This window comes from Psychrobacter sp. H26, assembly GCF_059073035.1.
Map to the genome: position 1 here is coordinate 2,518,421 of NZ_JCACRW010000001.1, position 17,879 is coordinate 2,536,299.

General features: G+C 43.7%; 13 protein-coding genes and 1 pseudogene. 3 read left to right on the forward strand and 11 right to left on the reverse strand.

All coding sequences use genetic code 11. The features are described 5' to 3' along the window. Positions 1–234: 234 nt before the first annotated feature. Both AC5JPT_RS10465 and pgsA read left to right on the forward strand, forming a co-directional pair. Positions 235–1,455: an NAD(P)/FAD-dependent oxidoreductase gene (locus AC5JPT_RS10465; RefSeq protein ID WP_493858043.1), complete on the forward strand. Its 1,221-nt coding sequence runs from the start codon at positions 235–237 to the stop codon at positions 1,453–1,455. A gap of 686 nt (positions 1,456–2,141) precedes the next feature. Continuing rightward, positions 2,142–2,822 (forward strand): CDP-diacylglycerol--glycerol-3-phosphate 3-phosphatidyltransferase, encoded by a 681-nt coding sequence (gene pgsA / locus AC5JPT_RS10470; protein ID WP_443525233.1) that lies wholly within the window; start codon positions 2,142–2,144, stop codon positions 2,820–2,822. 86 nt (positions 2,823–2,908) lie between these two features. Here the strand turns inward: pgsA and AC5JPT_RS10475 are convergent, their stop codons facing one another. Further along, positions 2,909–3,403 (reverse strand): pyridoxamine 5'-phosphate oxidase family protein, encoded by a 495-nt coding sequence (locus AC5JPT_RS10475; protein WP_493858044.1) that lies wholly within the window; start codon positions 3,401–3,403, stop codon positions 2,909–2,911. Between the two features lie 402 nt (positions 3,404–3,805). Next, the gene (locus AC5JPT_RS10480; protein WP_319051217.1) at positions 3,806–4,300 is read right to left on the reverse strand and encodes a pyridoxamine 5'-phosphate oxidase family protein; all 495 of its coding nucleotides are present in this window, start codon (positions 4,298–4,300) and stop codon (positions 3,806–3,808) included. 372 nt (positions 4,301–4,672) lie between these two features. Between AC5JPT_RS10480 and purL the strand changes: the two genes are divergently transcribed. Then, positions 4,673–8,674, forward strand: coding sequence for a phosphoribosylformylglycinamidine synthase (gene purL, locus AC5JPT_RS10485; RefSeq protein ID WP_493858045.1), 4,002 nt, complete (start codon positions 4,673–4,675; stop codon positions 8,672–8,674). A 410-nt stretch (positions 8,675–9,084) separates the two neighbouring features. On the opposite strand, the pseudogene AC5JPT_RS10490 reads toward purL, so the two are convergent. The 9 genes and pseudogenes from AC5JPT_RS10490 to AC5JPT_RS10530 all read right to left on the reverse strand — a co-directional run. Further along, positions 9,085–9,327: pseudogene (locus AC5JPT_RS10490) on the reverse strand (transposase); the annotation flags it as partial. Positions 9,328–9,509: 182 nt separating this feature from the next. Continuing rightward, positions 9,510–10,253, reverse strand: a complete 744-nt coding sequence (locus AC5JPT_RS10495) for a hypothetical protein (RefSeq protein ID WP_493858046.1) — start codon at positions 10,251–10,253, stop codon at positions 9,510–9,512. 68 nt (positions 10,254–10,321) lie between these two features. Beyond that, positions 10,322–11,020 (reverse strand): hypothetical protein, encoded by a 699-nt coding sequence (locus AC5JPT_RS10500; protein WP_493858047.1) that lies wholly within the window; start codon positions 11,018–11,020, stop codon positions 10,322–10,324. A 61-nt stretch (positions 11,021–11,081) separates the two neighbouring features. Continuing rightward, positions 11,082–11,513 (reverse strand): replication initiation protein, encoded by a 432-nt coding sequence (locus AC5JPT_RS10505; protein ID WP_493858048.1) that lies wholly within the window; start codon positions 11,511–11,513, stop codon positions 11,082–11,084. A 779-nt stretch (positions 11,514–12,292) separates the two neighbouring features. Then, a complete protein-coding gene (gene tdh / locus AC5JPT_RS10510; protein ID WP_493858049.1) occupies positions 12,293–13,318 on the reverse strand; it encodes an L-threonine 3-dehydrogenase in 1,026 nt (341 codons plus the stop codon). A gap of 53 nt (positions 13,319–13,371) precedes the next feature. Then, entirely contained in the window at positions 13,372–14,562 is a 1,191-nt protein-coding gene (gene kbl / locus AC5JPT_RS10515; protein WP_493858050.1) for a glycine C-acetyltransferase, read from the reverse strand. 101 nt (positions 14,563–14,663) lie between these two features. After that, entirely contained in the window at positions 14,664–15,410 is a 747-nt protein-coding gene (locus AC5JPT_RS10520) for a pyridoxine 5'-phosphate synthase (RefSeq protein WP_493858051.1), read from the reverse strand. 71 nt (positions 15,411–15,481) lie between these two features. Next, a complete protein-coding gene (locus tag AC5JPT_RS10525) occupies positions 15,482–16,378 on the reverse strand; it encodes an N-acetylmuramoyl-L-alanine amidase (RefSeq protein ID WP_493858052.1) in 897 nt (298 codons plus the stop codon). A 44-nt stretch (positions 16,379–16,422) separates the two neighbouring features. Next, positions 16,423–17,778, reverse strand: a complete 1,356-nt coding sequence (locus AC5JPT_RS10530; protein ID WP_493858053.1) for an APC family permease — start codon at positions 17,776–17,778, stop codon at positions 16,423–16,425. Between the last annotated feature and the right edge of the window lie 101 nt (positions 17,779–17,879).

The window sequence follows — 17,879 nt, forward strand, 5'->3', positions numbered from 1 at the left end:
CAAAACTAACCTGTAGTGTTCGCTTGTAAAAATAAAACAAAAGCCAAAAAAGCCATGCTATCGCAAATAGCGTGGCTTTTTTACGTAGACGATATTGATATTGAGGTGTTTTGGAGGTTCAATACATCTAAACGACAATATCATGACTACACATACGCATACGCATACGAAAATATGATTCACAGAGTGGCTATGATGGCGACTCACAAAGACTCTATAAGGTTTACGACCATTATGACGGAACATGCTTCGATCTCAACGGATACCCTATCACCAAGAGTAGCGATCATCGGCGGTGGTTTGACAGGACTGCTCACCGCGACACTACTAGAACGCGCATCAAGCCAGAACGATAATCACGCACTCATACCGCACATCACTATCTTTGAAAAGTCACGTAGTGTGGGACGTCTAGCAACGCGTTATCGTACCGACAGTGATACAGGCAAAAACTGGCAATGGGCATTTGGTGCGCAGTTCTTTACAGCAAAGACTACGAGCTTCCAAGCGTTTATCGCTCCTTGGTTAGATACGGGGTTATTGCAGCCATGGTGTGCCAAAGTGGCTGAGCTGACGCCAGCATCTGGATCACAGCACAACAATGCTCAATCGCCTGATATCAAAAGCAAGGAACAATGGGATACTGTCCATGCACGCTATATCAGCGCACCAAAAATGACCAGCTGGGGACGTGAGCTGGCGGCTGCGCTAAAACACACAGACATAGTATTCAAAACTCGTGTGGCACCACTTGCTCAGTTTACCCAAAGCCCGACTCAGCATCAAAACGAAAAGCATCAAAATGAAAAGCATCAAAATGAAAAGCAAACTGAGCTCTTTGATGAGACTGGGGCTAGTCTTGGCTGGTTTGATTGGGTGATCTGTACTGCACCGAATGGTCAGGCGGTAGAGCTCATGGCGGAGAGTGGGTTTAGTCAGCAAGACAACATTACTCAGCCGCAGATGCAGGCGTGCTACACGCTGATGCTCGGTTGGGATGACTCACAGCCGTTGCCTGAAACACTAAACAATCAGTTGGCACCACAATGGGATGTTGCTTATGTAAATAGCACTGTACTCGATAGAATATTTATCGAACATCATAAGCCTGGACATGATGGACTGCTACCAAGTATCACGATTCATGCACGCAATGACTGGTCGCAGATACATGTCGATGATGATATCGAGGCGGTCAAAGAGCAATTATTACAGGCAGCCAAGCAGGCATTGGGCTGGGATGAGAATAGCGCACCTAGCCAGACAGATTGTCATCGCTGGCGCTATGCAGCAACTGTAGTAGATACGGATACGGAAGCGCTGGGCATCCTAGTAGATGAGTCCAAACAGTGGATAGTCAGCGGTGACTGGTGTACAAAAGGGAATATCGAGAGCTGCTACCAAGCAGCACTACAAACTGCTCAGACCATTGGGCAAGCGCAACAAGCGTACTAGTTATTAGTCGCTTTGGATTATCAAAATATTGAAAAGTTGAACCAAGCGGTGGTTAGATCGTTAACTCATTCAATGTGAGTTAGATAAAAACGCTATAAGCGAAAAGTTCAAAGACAAAAAAAGGCCCACAGAGGAGATACTGCGGGCTGAGGAAAACGGTCTATGTAGGTAGGTAATCTACATATTCCGTGGTCGTGATTTATTGTAGTTATTAGTTCTCTATATTGTCATTTATCACAGTCATAATGACCCATATAAAAAGTCAAGATAGACTTATTTTTGAGTGTACAAGTGTTTTATTGCAGTTGCTATCATAACCTAATTGATTATGGTTGGGCGGTTTTGGTTACAGTACATTACGTTTTAAAAACCTCAAACTATATGTCTGAAGATAACATCTGATTGCTGAAACAGCCGCATACGTTTTAAGTAGTTAGCATTTGAGCCATTGTCGTTTAAAGGGTTTCTAAACGGTAAGCGATTAAATAAATGAGAAGGTCTTTACAGTTGGGGTTAAGAGTTAGTGATCAAAGCGTTCAATGCTTTCAATAAGTTAGGTATCTATGGCCCAAATATATGATCTAGATAGTTTTGATCACTCAATCGCTGAAGAGATGGCATGACGTCTTGTCCGAAAAATGCTAAGCTATCTGCCATTATTATGTCTATATTGAACTGGGTTTGCCATGACTGAGAGCACGCATTTGCACACGCAGGAGCCGTCAAGTTCGCAAAATACTAAGAGTATTTTTAACTTGCCCAACAATCTGACGATTGCTCGTATCTTGATGATTCCGCTGTTTGTTGCAATTGCCTACTGGCCACCTGCTATGGGTATCGGTATGCCGGCAATCTCAGACAATGTTATTGCTCGAGTAGGGATGAGCGAGTTTAGCGATAGTTTGCTGCGCCACTTGCTTTTGACCGGTGTCTTTATTATTGCGGCGATTACTGATTGGCTCGATGGCTACTTTGCTCGTAAACTAAACGTCATGTCAGCATTTGGGCGTTTTTTGGACCCTGTGGCTGACAAGCTCATGGTAGCGGTCGCATTGATTGTGCTTGTACAGTGGCACCCTAATATCATCATGGCAATTGCCGCTATCGTCATTATCTCACGTGAGATCGCGGTATCTGCGCTACGTGAGTGGATGGCAGAGCTTGGCAAAAGCACCAGCGTTGCGGTGTCTTACGTCGGCAAGCTAAAAACGACTTTTCAGATGGTCGCCATTACGGTACTGTTATTAAATTGGGAGTCGCTTGAGACGATTGGTTATGTCTTGATGGTAGCCGCCGTGATACTGACATTATGGTCAATGATGATTTATCTAAAAGCGGCATGGCCTTACTTAAAACAAAGCGGCTAGTATTGAAAGCCGTAATTGACATAAAAAACGCCAGTCGCTACTGCCACTGGCGTTTTTTTGTGTTCAAATTTTTGATGTGTAACATACTATAGTTCTATAGAAAAGTTCTCACCCAAGCTTTTCTCAATAGCGGTATCTGTCACCGCCGCAGCTGTCATCTTCACAGCACTAGCGATAGCATTACCGTTCGCCCAGTATTCAGCGCCATGAGGAATGACTTTGATCAGCTGTACTGTTGGGTCTTCTTTACCTTTCTCAAAGTAAGCGTTGTAAGTCACTGACCACAGCTCATCTAACTTGTCTTTGTCATCTACCAGCTCAGCTTTACCCGTGATAGACAGGTATTTTTTATTGTCTTGACTGACATAGGCCAGATTGACTTGTGCATCGTTGTTGATGTTATCAATGGTCTCAGATGGATTATGAGCGATGAACCAAATCTCTTTGGCACCAAAACCGGTTTCGGTAGTGTTCATTGGGCAAGAGTGAAGATGGTTTTCACTAGTGCGAGTGGTCATCATCGTGTATTTGATGTCTTTTACCATGGCTTGTAGGGTGTCTAGCTGTTCTTGCTTATTCATAATAGTTATCCTTTACTATTTAATTTTTATAATGAAATGAGGGTGCGAGATAAAGCTATCTCATAGAAAATGATCTTGCATCGCCGGATAGGTACTGTCATTACAATTTGATCGATACCTGTTAATACCTGTAGGTAGTGTAGTAGAGCAGCGACTGCGACAACTGTTATCAATGCAACCACAGTTAATATAACGATATCGTCCAGTTCAGCGATACAGGCAATCTGTAATACTCTGTGATGGTTTGTAAGGGCTCATCACCGTGCAGCAATCGATTTGGCTACTGCTATAGTACCTACTAAAAAACGCCAATAAGCAGATGCTTACTGACGTTTTAGGTTATTAAATATCCGATTATCAAATAATCGTCTTATCTAATACTTATGGTTCAATACCTATAGATTATAGCGATACTTCAAACTGCTCGCCAATGTCTTCAGCAGTTTTGCCGTCTTGTAGTGCTGCTGCTGCCATTTTGAACATATTAATAGTAGAACTACCGCCTAACCAGCACTCAACACCATGTGGTACAACTTTGATTAGCTGTACGTTTGGATCTTCTTTACCATGTTCAAAAAACGCATTGTAGACTGGTGACCACAACTCTTCTAACTTGTTTTTGTCCGTTGGCAGTTCTGCATTGGCACTTACAGAGACATAGTCTTTCTCATCTTGAGAAGCATAAGACAGACCGACTTTTTCGTTATTCTGGATGTCTTTTACTATGTCTGATGTTTTGTCACCGATGAACCAAATCTCTTTGCCACCGATGCTCGCTTCGCTGGTTGTCATTGGCCAAGCGTGTACATCGCCTTTGCTATTAACAGTGCTCAGCATCGCAAACTTTACATCTTTGATGACGTTTTGGATTTTATCAATTTGATCTTGCTTGCTCATAGGATATCCCTTTTATATTAAAATTATAGTGAAACGTTTTAGTTTTTATCTGGATGTAGAATACCGAGTTGTACCTATACATTTATATAGGTGCCCAGTAATGCGATGTGAGTGTTTGTAAGGAGTATGAGGGTTAAGTAAAAAGTGTGACGCTGTGTATTTTCCCTTTCGTTTGTCTAATACAGCATTAGCAGGGTAGTGAACAAACCGTGGCACAAGCTTATTATTCTGCCGCTATTCGATAGCAGTAGCGCGCAACTTATCAGCAATTTATCTTGGTTTAGACCTGCTTATTATAGGTCTTCTTGTTATAATACCCAGACCATTTACTTAGCATGGCAGAGATGCCTTGATCTTACGGATTATGCCTTTATGATGACCATCGCCGGACAACCGTTTCTTACCGATTTTCAGACGCAGCAACTCATCAGTCAGTTCCAGCAAAAAACCGAGCTAAATGTCAGTCAAATAAGTACTCAGCAAGTCTATGTGTTATCACGAGAGCTATCTGGTGATGAGCATAAAAAAGCGCTAGATCTACTGGCGGTTGACCCATCAACAACGTTAGCGGCGCCGCAAGACAATCAATACCAAGTCATCGTTGGGCCACGTTTCGGCACCATCTCACCATGGGCAAGTAAAGCGACAGATATCTTTAATAACTGTGAAATCGAGATCAACCGCGTTGAGCGTGTCGTTGTTTATACACTAACAATCGATGGTGAAGCGGGCGAAAAACTACCAGTAGATGCCGAGCAGTTATTGTTTGATCGTATGACTCAGAGCCTAGTCTATGACTTGAGCGATGTGAGCAAATTGTTCGACGATCAAGCGCCCGCATCACTCAATCATATCGATGTGATCGGGCAAGGTCAGGCAGCGCTAGAGTCGGCCAATACCGAGTTTGGTTTTGCATTATCCAGTGAAGATATCGACTATCTGATGAATGCCTATGTCAATGAGTTGAAACGTAATCCAACTGACGTTGAGCTGATGATGTTTGCACAGGCGAACTCAGAGCATTGCCGTCATAAGATTTTCAATGCCCAGTGGACCGTCGATGGCGAGGTACAACCCAAATCACTGTTCCAAATGATCAAGAACACCTACCAGTCTAATCCACAAGGCATCTTGTCTGCCTATAAAGACAACGCTGCGGTTATGGCAGGCGCTAATGGTATGCGTTTTTATCCTATCCCGACCGACGCTATGGATGTAAATTCTGCTCATCCTTATGACTTCTATCAAGAAGAAATCGATATCTTAATGAAAGTTGAGACGCACAACCATCCAACAGCGATTGCGCCATACTCTGGTGCAGCGACAGGTGCTGGTGGTGAGATTCGTGATGAAGGTGCAACAGGTCGCGGCGGTAAGCCAAAAGGCGGTCTAACAGGCTTCCACGTATCACATTTGCACATTCCTGAGCTTAGCGAGAAATGGGAGCAGTCAGGTCAACTCAGCACGCAAGCGTATGGCACGCCAGATCGTATGGCAACCAGCCTTGAGATTATGACGGAAGCGCCATTAGGTAGTGCCAACTTCTCGAATGAGTTTGGTCGTCCTAATCTGTGTGGTTATTTCCGTAGCTTTCAGCTAGATACGTCAGCGGCAAAAGACGGTAGCGAGATGCGTGGCTATCATAAGCCAATCATGCTGGCAGGTGGTTACGGCAACATCAAACGCAACCTCATTGAAAAGAACGCCATTCAACAAGGTGACTTACTCATCGTCCTTGGTGGTCCTGCGATGCAAATCGGTTTGGGCGGCGGTGCCGCATCGTCGGTCGATAGTGGTGACCTTGATGAAGGTTTAGACTTTGCATCAGTCCAGCGTGATAATGCTGAGATGGAGCGTCGTTGCCAAGAAGTGATGGATCGCTGCTGGGCACTAGCCGGTAATGATGTCGATGCGAGCAATAATGGCAAAGACGGTAACCCTATCGTGTCATTGCATGATGTGGGCGCGGGCGGTATCTCTAATGCAATGCCAGAGCTGGTCAATGACCACGAGATGGGCGCGGTACTTAACCTGCGTAACGTTCCATCGTTAGAAGCGGGCATGTCACCAATGGCCATTTGGTCAAACGAAGCGCAAGAGCGTTATGTCCTCGCGATTCGTCCTGATAGCGAAGCTCAGTTTGATGCGATCTGTGCCCGTGAGCGCTGCCCGTATGCCATCTTGGGTACAGCTACGGATGTGCGTCAATTGGTGGTTAACGATTCGCTGCTAGATGAGCAACCTGTCGATATGCCGATGCAAGTATTGCTCGGTGGCACGCCAAAAATGAAGCGTAGCTTTGAGCGTACTGATAGCACGTTACCAGCACTAGAGCTTGGCGATGTCAATCTATCTGAGTCAATCACCGATGTATTGCGTCACCCAACGGTCGCTAGCAAGTCATTTTTGATTAGCATTGGTGATCGCTCTATTACGGGTATGGTCGTGCGTGATCAGTATGTAGGTCGCTATCAAGTGCCCGTCGCAGATTGCGCGGTGACAGCGTCAGGATTGATCGCGCTAGACGGTCAGGTGATGAGCGGCGAGGCCATGAGTATCGGTGAGCGTACACCTGTTGCGCTAATTAAACCAAAAGCCTCTGCGCGTCTGGCAGTGGGTGAAGCGATTACTAACATCGCTGGTGCGCGTATTGCTCAGTTGTCTGATATCACCATGTCAGCGAACTGGATGGCCGCCTGTGGTGATGACGCGGAAGATGCAGCACTATTCGACGCGGTACATGCCGTCGGTGAAGAGCTATGCCCAGTACTGGGTATTGCTATCCCAGTCGGTAAAGACTCGCTATCCATGCGTGCCAACTGGAATGACGAAGACGGTACGGACAAATCAGTTGTGTCACCAATGAGCCTCGTGATTACCGCCTTTGCTCCTGTAGTTGATGTGGCAAAAACGCTAACGCCTGAGCTAATCAATGGCGACAGCGCGTTCTACCGTATCGACTTGTCTAAAGGCAAGCTACGTTTAGGTGGTTCAATCCTTGCGCAAACGCTGAGCCAATTGGGTAATGATTGCCCAGATTTGGCACAGCCAAGCGATTTGGTCGACTTCTTTAACTTTGTGCAAGCGGGCAACGCACAAGGCGTCATCAGCGCTTATCACGATATCGGTGATGGCGGTCTACTAGCAACTATCGCTGAGATGCAGTTCACCAGCCGTCAGGGTATCAAGCTGTCATTAGATGATGACAACTTACTCGGTCAGCTGTTCAGTGAAGAGCTGGGCGCAGTCATCCAAGTATTGCCAGAAAACGTCGCGGCTCTAATGCAATTGGCAGAAGAGTTTAACGTCAGCGATATGCTGAGCCTCGTCGGTCAAAGCTCGGAAGAAGACAGCTTACTTATCCAAACACCAACGCTCATGGGTGATGATACGCTACGCTTTAGCCGTACTGAGTTACAGCAAGCGTGGACGCAGGTCAGCTATCAGATCGCGCGTCGCCGTGATAATCCAGCGTGCGTACAGCAAGAGTATAACTTGATTAGCGACGCGAGCCATAAAGGTCTTATCGCTGCGCCAAACTTTGATCTGAATCAAAAGGTCGAAGCACCTTATGTAAGCAGCCGCGCTGATGCTAATAACAGCCAGCCAAGAGTCGCCATCCTGCGCGAGCAAGGCGTCAACGGTCAGACAGAAATGGCAGCAGGCTTTACTCAAGCTGGTTTTGAAGCGGTCGATGTACATATGAGCGATCTACTCAGTGGTCGCATCAATCTACGTGACTTCGATGGTCTGGTCGCCTGTGGTGGCTTTAGTTATGGTGATGTACTCGGTGCTGGCTCTGGCTGGGCGAACTCTATCTTGTTCCATGACGAGCTACGCATGCAGTTTGTGCGCTTCTTTGCCCGTCCTGATACCTTTAGCTTGGGTGTCTGTAACGGTTGTCAGATGATGGCTCAGTTAAAAGACCTCATCCCAGGTGCAGAAAACTTCCCACGTTTCGTCGCGAACAAATCGGCGCGTTTTGAAGCGCGTACGGTCAACGTAAAAATTGAGCGTACCAAGTCGATCCTGTTCAAAGGGATGCAAGACAGCATCTTGCCAATCGCGGTGGCGCATGGTGAGGGTTATGCCACGCTAGACAATACTGAAATCGACGGTATGGCAAACCACGGTCAGCTTGCGATGCGTTATGTCGATAGCCAAGGTCATCCAACCGAGACTTATCCGCTTAATCCAAACGGTTCGCTCGGCGGTGTCACGGGTCTATGTAGCACTGATGGTCGCGTCACTATCATGATGCCACATCCTGAGCGTAACCTAAAAGCCTATAACCACAGCTGGAAACCAGAAGAGTGGGATGAGGACGGCGCGTGGATGCGTATGTTCCGTAACGCTCGTGCTTGGTTGCGCTAGTCGCAAACCTAGATGCTTGATTAGCTTCGTCAAACTTGCTGAGCCTACGACATGTAGTGCTTGCGCATGTTTTCCTCGCTACTCAAACCTCTAGCAATTGCTTATAGTTTTAGACATAAAAAAAAGGTGGACGTAATGCTCACCTTTTTTATGTTTGGGTTTTGGGTTTTTAAAGTAGGGGAGCTAATTCTGCTTTTCGTTACTATCTTGGTCGTCCACTGGGGCGGTGGCTAAGGCTAGAGGCATTCCAACATTCGAGCGACCACCTCTAGCCAAGCCTTCGCAGCCCAGTGACCAAACAAGTATATCCGCTACAATCAGGGCTAGAACGCGATTCAAGGCAACTATCGTTTATTGATACTGTGCTTCGCGAAGTACGCCGTGGCCTTTTTTAGAATATCTCGCTCTTACTGAACAACTTTGAGATCACGTTTAATACGTTTATTCTCTTCTAGTATAGCCATAAGCTCAGGATCATATTCTTTGGTACCGATTAGCTTGCCTTTATCAGCTTTGTTTTGCCAGTTAGATAATGTCTGCATGGCGATGCCAAGCTGCTTTATAGTCGCTGAAACATTGCTATTATTATCTGCTATCTTTTTAACGGCTTCAGCTTTGAATGCTGCACTATAGGTTCTGATTTTCTTAGTCATGATAAACTCCTCATTGAGTCGTTAGTTTACCAAGTTTGGTTCTACAGTTTTTTTCAACATAGCTCAGTTAGTGATATGGAAAACGAGGTGGCAGCGTATGATAAACAGCAAGTAGAGGTATTAAGAGAGCAGAGCCAACAACCCTGTACAATATAATTCAGGATAAATAAAGGTATTGAGTATTAAAACTTATTGTTACCTAGATGACCTATATAACAACGTATACCATCTGTCATCTGTTCCAAACTATAATTTTGAGTTCTGAGCATTGGAGGTTGGAAGTCAACAGGTACTATAAGAAAGGTAGAGTTGTAGTTAGCTGCATTTTCCGCACTGGAGCTAATGGGAAGAAGTATATTTAAAACATGCAAAGCTGACAATGCTTCAAGCAAGTTTCCTAAATTTGCTTGGTCAAAATTTTCATATCTTTGATGCTTTACACCGTTATATTGTCGCCACCAACTTCTCTTTCTAGTAAAATCTTTTATTGGCTGAACATCCTCATTTGTATCTCCTTTTTCCTTTCTTTCTTTCCTTTCCCGTTTTTCTTCTATTTCTATTTCGTGGTTATAAAACATAGCTTCAAAAGGTTGGCAAACTAAATTTTCACCACTTATATTAATAGTTACCACAGTCTTTCTCACTTCTGGGAAGTGATTAAGTAACATGTTCATATTTCTGTGAATGTTAGAGTTTACATATTTTCCTTTATTAATATATTTATATATTTGCTCGAAAACACTCTCTGTTTCCACACAGATAGCAAAGTACAACTGCATATTTTTAAGAGAGTAGGTAGCAGTATTAGCTTTAGTTATAGCTACATAATCGCTTATTTCTATAAGCAGTTTTTCTAGGGATAAATAATGCAGCCAAAACGGGTTGAGATGATTTAGCCTTATACTACCGTTTGCTTTTTCAGCCATGTTTTATCTACTATAAAATTAAGGATTGCTAGTATTAATGTGCAAGACATCTACTAATTAAAATAAATTTATCGCTCACTTAAATATTTTTTAATTATTATTTCGTACTCTTCCTTGGTAATGCCAATCAACTCAATACCATTAGAAGTATATAAACTGTTTAATTCGCTCTCATCTAAACCATCTTTGAGGTATTTAATTTCAATACCTAAAATTTGGTAGATATATTTAACTTGTTTCTTGTACTCAGCTAAACTATCTATCTTTTGATCAAAATTAGACCTTGGGTTTGTAATAGCAAACTCTTGTTTTTCCAAATCTTTTTGAGCATCATAAAATACGTTCAAACCCCTACCAGAAAGATGTTTTAATACCCTATTATCATCTACAATCTTCTCAAAGACTGTGGGATACGGAATACCATTATTTGGCTCAAACAACTGATCTATTTGAATTAAGCCGTATTTTTCGCTTTGCCCTTTTGAGTTGTACTTTACTAGAATACCCTCTACCATCTCTATGTAATCAAATGTGAGCCTCGCATTTGATTCTGCAGCTTCAAGCAGTTGAATTACTTCTTTTTCTTCCTGATTTTCGGCGCTTATGCCTGTCAGATAAATAGCTAACACAACCCCCATAAAAGTTGCAGATAGTGTTAGGAAAAAATTGTAAAAATCTCTATTTTCCTCTCTAAATCGTTTCATTTTTTTTGAAAATGCAATAAAAATCACAAAAAATATGATGAACAATAAAATAATTAGAAGCATTTTTTAATCTTATTTTAGTTGATAGATAAAAATATACACTAGATTAGAAAGGTAATCATACTTACTTAAGATAATCTCTAATCGGACGATTACCAAACTGCGATGAATCCTTTTTTAGTCGATTCATCATTTCAAACTCCCATCCGTGCTGGGACTGTCCAGCTGGGCTTACTAAATGATTATATTCTGCCATAAAAGCAGGGTTGCGAATGATACGTCCTAGCTGCTTATCATTTAGATATTCAATCGTAAACATATTGGCTGTATCTAGATCCCTACTAATACCTTGTTGTTTACTGCTTTCAGGCTTATTTTTTGACAGTACTTTAAATTCAAAACCAACAATATTTTTACCATCTTTTTCTTGCTCATAGCTAACTTTGATATCAGTGTGCTTGTTAATTTCTTTGATAGCTTTGTCTAAAATACTAGACTTGAAGTCACATGTTCGTTGGTATTCATCATCGTCTACTCCAAGTTGAGCTAAAAACATTTTTAAGCCAAATAAAGGTGTCTTTTTGGCTTAACGCCATTGTAGTATAAGCCTCAAAATGCACTGAATACATACTATTGAGCATCAATGTTTGTTCTAACATGTACTTAGTTAAAAACTGTTCTATGCGTTTATACGTGTTATTTCATTTACTACCACAGGCGTAAATATAATCTCAATAGTACCCTTATCCTGCTTATACTTTGCTTTACTTATCCAACGGGACTTAACGGGATAACCATCATTTTCGTCTAAAAAGTAAATCTGCGTTCGAATAGATTCTATTCTGCTTTGTTGAGTACATCATAAGCACTCTGTCGTGTCGCTCCAAACGCTTCAGCGCACCTTGAGGCTTTTATAGTTAAAGGCTTGTCTATTATATGTTTAATTTTGGGTAGGTCACTATTTTGAATATCATCCAATGATATCTCTAACGTGGACAGAAATGTTAAACTTCATCTACAGACTAAGCAGCAGAGAAGTTATCTATCTTTAAACGAATGTTTCGATGTTAACACCAAACGTTTATCGATATATTAATATTACTAGATAAATTGCTATATATATTTTCATTTTGGGTATCATGGTTTTATATATTTCAAACGTATTTTTATTAACCGATTTCTTGTCCAAAACTCTCTCGTTGAGCCTCCGCTATCAACTCATGAATCTCATCACTCTTTAATATCCAAAAAAAACGGCACTGAAATCAGTGCCGTTTTATAAGCCGTGACAATCTAAACCCTAACCACGACTCCTCAAATGCTGAATCACCAAAATCAATCCCAGCTTAAAATCACCTTACCGCATTGCCCACTTTCCATGATATCAAAGCCTTCTTGAAACTCATCGATGTGCATGCGATGGGTAATGATGGGCGACAAATCAATACCGCTAATCAGCATTTGCTCCATTTGATACCACGTCTCCCACATCTCGCGGCCATAGATACCTTTTAGGGTTAGCGCCTTGAAGATAATCTTGCTCCAATCCACCGTAGTGGTGTTCGGTAAAATGCCTAAGAGAGAGATTTTAGAGCCGTTATACATATTACTAATCATCGAATCAAAAGCCTGAGGCGAGCCTGACATCTCAAGCCCAATATCAAAGCCGTGCATTTTTAACGTATCGATAGCGCCTTCGATAGTTTCACCTTTGGCTGGGTTGATGGTCATCGTCGCGCCCATCTTTTTGGCAAGCTCTAAGCGATAATCGCTGATATCACTGACCACAATATTACGCGCTCCGGCAAATCGGCAAATCGCTGTTGCCATAGAACCAATCAGTCCAGCACCCGTGATTAGCACATCCTCACCAAGGACAGGAAAGGATAGGGCAGTATGCGTGGCATTACCAAACGGGTCCATAATGGCGGCCATCTCATCGCTGATACGCTCATCGAGTTTGATGACATTATCGGCAGGTATCACCAAATATTCGGCCATCGCGCCATCGCGATTCACGCCCACGCCTATCGTGTTTTCGCACACATGGAGCTTACCTCGGCGGCAATTACGGCAATGCCCGCAAGCGATATGACCTTCGCCTGTAACGCGGTCGCCCACTGCAAAATGCTTGACGCCATCGCCCATTTCACTAATGACACCGACGTATTCATGTCCGATAATCATTGGCGTCTTTATGGTTTTTTGTGACCACTCATCCCACTTGTAAATGTGCAAATCTGTCCCGCAGATAGCGGTTTTTTTAATTTTTATTTTGACGTCATTGATGCCGACGGTCGGTTCTGGCACGTCTTGCATCCAGATGCCTTTTTCGGCATGCGTTTTAACCAGTGCTTTCATAATTTTCTCTTATTTTAGCTATAAGTAGTGCCTACCTATGAATTATCAAACACCTAAGCAATCACTTCCATTTGCTTGGCAACCTTGATAAAGGCGGCGATACACTGATCGAGCTGCGCGCGCGTATGGGCAGCAGAGAGCTGGACACGAATGCGTGCCTCGTCTTTGGGGACGACCGGGTAGAAGAAGCCAATCACATAAATACCCTCTTCAAGCAGTGCTTCTGCCATTTGCTGCGAGACAGTGGCGTCATACAGCATCACTGCACAAATGGCCGATTCAGTGGGCTTGATATCAAAGCCTGCCTCTTGCATTTGCGTGACAAAATAGGCGGTATTTTCATGCAGTTTGTCTTGTAGCGTATTGTCTTCTGCTAGCATCTCAAACGCTTTTAACCCAGCGGCCGCGATCATGGGTGGAATGGAGTTGGAAAATAGATACGGGCGTGAGCGTTGACGCAGCATCTCAATCATTTCCTTTTTACCCGTCGTAAAGCCGCCAATCGCACCGCCAAATGCTTTGCCCAAGGTACCTGTGATCAGCTCAATATCACCGCGTAGGTCAAACAATTCAGTCACGCCGCCACCCGTGCGACCGACGACACCTGCTGAATGACACTCGTCAATCATGACCATGGCATCGTACTTTTGTGCCAACGCATAGATCTCATCCATCGGTGCCACGTTACCATCCATTGAAAACACGGCATCGGTGACAATCAAACGAAAACGCTGTGCTTGTGCCGCTTGCAGCTGAGTCTCCAAATCCTGCATATCTGCATTGGCATAGCGATAACGCGCGGCTTTACACAAGCGCACACCATCGATGATTGAGGCATGGTTTAACGAGTCAGAAATAATGGCATCTTCGCTAGTCAGCAGTGGCTCAAAGACACCACCATTGGCATCGAAACAGGCCGCATACAGAATCGTATCTTCGGTATTAAAAAATTTAGAAATCGCCGCCTCTAATTGCTTATGCAAATCTTGCGTACCACAAATAAAACGTACCGATGACATGCCATAACCTGAGTTTTTAATAGCCTCGGTAGCTGATTTTTTAATCTCAGGATGGTCAGACAATCCAAGATAATTATTGGCACAGAAGTTCAGCATTTCACGACCATCAGCGATGGTAATGAGTGCATCTTGCGGAGAGGTGATCACGCGCTCGGATTTATACAGGCCTGCTGCGCGGATATCGTCGATTTCTTGTTGTAGGTGTTGTTGAAAGGCTTGATACATAAAAATTCCTTTTTTATATTATTAGTGTCTGCTTAGTGTCTGTTGAACATACAAATATTGGGACTACTGATAGAACCAAACTATTTGCTTATTAATGCGGGTTAAGCACAAATCGTCAAATACTGACGCACCACGTTGTCCATACCTTGCTCTAGCGACTCAATCGTAAAGGCATGACCGATAGACACCTCAGCGATATCACTAAGCGCGAGCAGATCAGCCAAATTATCCAAATTCAAATCATGACCTGCATTGACGCGGATACCGTTTTGATTGGCGAGGGTGATACAGTCGCTAAAGCGTTGCTTGACCTCATCGAAGTCAATATTGGCATCACTCTTACCATTACTGTAGGCGCGTGCCCATTCTTCGGTATACATCTCTATCGTTTGCACGTCGCTATCGATGACTGCTTTGATTTGCTCGATATCAGGATCGATAAATACCGCGCAGCGTGTGCCAAACCCTTGCAGCTCATGACTCAGCGCTGACAGCATGTCTTTATACTTGATGATATCGAAACCATGATCGGAGGTCAGTTGGTCTTCGCTATCGGGCACAAGCGTACATTGATGCGGTTTGACTTCGCGAATAATCTTTAAGAACTGCTCGTTTGGGTTGCCCTCGATATTGAACTCAATCTCTGGATAGTCTTTTAAGAAGGCACTGATATCATAGACATCTTGGTATCTGATATGACGCTCATCAGGTCGCGGATGTACGGTAAAGCCTTTGACACCCAGATCAATGAGCTTCTTCACAAAGTACAGCAGGTTGGGATAATCTGTGCCGCGAGAGTTTCTGATTAAGGCGAGTTTGTTTAAATTAACACTAAATAGGGTGCTCATCATATTTCCTTTTTCATTGTTGTTATGGGTAGATAAATAAATAGATAGTTGTTAATGGCCAATACCTAATTTTAGTAGAAGTCACCCCGACCAGCATACTTCATATTGAGCGCCTGTAATATCGCATAGGTCTCGCGATCCATATTACCCGTTGGCTGCTGCGGTCTGAAATGCAGTTGAAACGCATAAATGACATCACGACTGGGCTTGTCCCACGTATCAGTATCGTTAACTTGATAGCCATATGTGCGAAAGGCTTGCTTGATCTCTTGTACGCTTGGCGCGACCAAGGTACGCCGATTCATAATTTCTTGTTTGTCCGCTTCATCATACCAAGCGCCGATACCATATTGCTTATACAGTTGCTCCCAAGGGAATTTTGCACCCGGGTCGATCTTGCGCGAGGGTGCCATATCCGAGTGACCGATGATGTTCTTCGGCGAGATATCATATCTCGCGGTGATATCTTGTACTAGCTCCGCGACTTTTTTAATCTGCAATTCATCAAATGCCACATAATGCTCATAAGGATGGTAATTCATACCATCATTTTTTAGCGCGTCTTGATATTCAGGCCTGATCCCAGCGTTGACGATTTCGATACCGATAGAGGTATCGTTGAGGATGGTACGTCCTGCAAAGCCACCGTCGCCTGCATGCCACGCGCGCTCAGATTCGGGTACGAGGTTATAAATTTTATCATCGTCACTGTCTAGGATTAGATAGTGCGCGCTGACCTTGCCCGTCGTCAATGTCTTTATCGAGCGCTCATTATCTGAGACCGTATAGTGCAGGACGATGGTTTTGATGCGCTGGCTTTTGCCTGTCGATTGATAAGTATCGCTGTCGACGCTGTAGCTTTTGGTAGTGGCAACTGGTGCAGTTGTGGTCACGCAGCCAATTAAAGGTAACGTGAAGCACGACATTAATACTGATGCCAATGCCAAGGAAGTCATACTTTGTGCCATAAATTGCTCTATATAGCGGAAATGTAGTGTGCTGATATTATGCGCTACGGTGCTACGGTTTGCACAGGCATTATTTTTCGATACCCCATTACGCCTAATATAACAAAGAGTCCTAGTAAGACATAAGCATTGAATGACAGCGCCGCTGGTGAAAATGGTAGCAGTAGCAGTGATATAAAGACCACGCTGATCAATACAGACAGGTAATTTAATAGACCTGCTTGTTTCTTTTTTCGCTCATTGATGAGGTCAGCGGTCGTGACATAAGCAAAGCCCACCGTAATACCCAAGGATGCCATGGTCACGATATCGAGCAGGTAGTTTCTACCGAGCCAAGGAGAAAGCAGACATATGAAGCAGATCAATATTACGGTTTTTTGCTTACTAAAGTGATTGTTTTTATCTGTAAAAACGCTAGGCAATAGCGCAGTGTCGCTCATAGATTCTAAGAGCTTAACAGATGACAATATAAAGCCATTGATACCGCTCATTATTGAGCCAATCATCGCTATCGATAGCAGCCAGATGCCGATGCTACCGATACGATTGTCTATGCCTTCACCTGTCGCCCAGTTGCTGTCTTTGATAGCTTGGTAGTCAAAACTCATGTTTAGCGCAGTAAAGTAGTTGATTAAAAAATAAAACAACACGCCTGCGATGAGTGAAATTAGGATAATGCTTTTGGTCTTGGTTTTTGAGTCACTGATAGCTTTTGAGATCTGCGGCGTGGTCTCAAAACCGACATATGCCCATGGCATCACGGCTAGTATAGGCAGCCATGCCAAACTAGTAATAGAGCTGCTAGACATATCAGTGGGCAAAAATGCTTGAGTAGCAGGCGTCATCCAGAGCGAGGCAAAAAACAATGCCGTCACTGACAAAATCATAAATAGGGCGATATATAGCTGGATTTTTGCGCCGACACGTACGCCCTTTAAATTGATATAGCTGAACAAAATAATAGCCGCGCTACATAGGAATACTTCACTGGCGTAGACTTCCCAACCGGCAATCGTATACAGATAACCTAGTTGTAAGCCGCTGGGCAATAGATATCGCAACAGTAAAGCGACAGCTGATATATTGAGCGCGATAATGGAGATATAACCTATCGTGACGCCCCAACCATAAATATAGGCGTGCTTTCTATTGATATACTTTTCAATCCAATAGATACCGCCTGACTCGTTTTCTGGTGTTTGGGTCAGCAAATTGATGTAAGCGCGCGCCACCATATAGATTGCCAAAGTACCGATAATAATGGCAACAGAAGAGCCTAGTAGCTGCGACTGGGGCAAAAATAAATCGCCTGGCATCACATAAGCACCCCAACCGATAATGGCGCCCACACTGATGGCTATCGCCTGTAGATAACTGATGCTTTCTGTTGGTTCACTCATGGCTGTCTCCTTTGAGATGCAAAATAAAGGAGAGAGTCGTTCTTATTGTAGAATTTGGCTGGGGCATGAAAAACCTTGTGATGCCATTACGCAGGGTACTG

Bases quoted from the DNA above. Each gene is read 5' to 3' on its own strand.
- AC5JPT_RS10495 (WP_493858046.1), bottom strand. From the start codon at position 10,253: ATGGCTGAAAAAGCAAACGGTAGTATAAGGCTAAATCATCTCAACCCG.
- AC5JPT_RS10530 (WP_493858053.1), bottom strand. From the start codon at position 17,778: ATGAGTGAACCAACAGAAAGCATCAGTTATCTACAGGCGATAGCCATC.
- AC5JPT_RS10475 (WP_493858044.1), bottom strand. From the start codon at position 3,403: ATGAATAAGCAAGAACAGCTAGACACCCTACAAGCCATGGTAAAAGAC.
- AC5JPT_RS10525 (WP_493858052.1), bottom strand. From the start codon at position 16,378: ATGGCACAAAGTATGACTTCCTTGGCATTGGCATCAGTATTAATGTCG.
- kbl (WP_493858050.1), bottom strand. From the start codon at position 14,562: ATGTATCAAGCCTTTCAACAACACCTACAACAAGAAATCGACGATATC.
- AC5JPT_RS10480 (WP_319051217.1), bottom strand. From the start codon at position 4,300: ATGAGCAAGCAAGATCAAATTGATAAAATCCAAAACGTCATCAAAGAT.
- AC5JPT_RS10465 (WP_493858043.1), top strand. From the start codon at position 235: ATGACGGAACATGCTTCGATCTCAACGGATACCCTATCACCAAGAGTA.
- tdh (WP_493858049.1), bottom strand. From the start codon at position 13,318: ATGAAAGCACTGGTTAAAACGCATGCCGAAAAAGGCATCTGGATGCAA.
- AC5JPT_RS10505 (WP_493858048.1), bottom strand. From the start codon at position 11,513: ATGTTTTTAGCTCAACTTGGAGTAGACGATGATGAATACCAACGAACA.
- purL (WP_493858045.1), top strand. From the start codon at position 4,673: ATGATGACCATCGCCGGACAACCGTTTCTTACCGATTTTCAGACGCAG.
- pgsA (WP_443525233.1), top strand. From the start codon at position 2,142: ATGACTGAGAGCACGCATTTGCACACGCAGGAGCCGTCAAGTTCGCAA.
- AC5JPT_RS10500 (WP_493858047.1), bottom strand. From the start codon at position 11,020: ATGCTTCTAATTATTTTATTGTTCATCATATTTTTTGTGATTTTTATT.
- AC5JPT_RS10520 (WP_493858051.1), bottom strand. From the start codon at position 15,410: ATGAGCACCCTATTTAGTGTTAATTTAAACAAACTCGCCTTAATCAGA.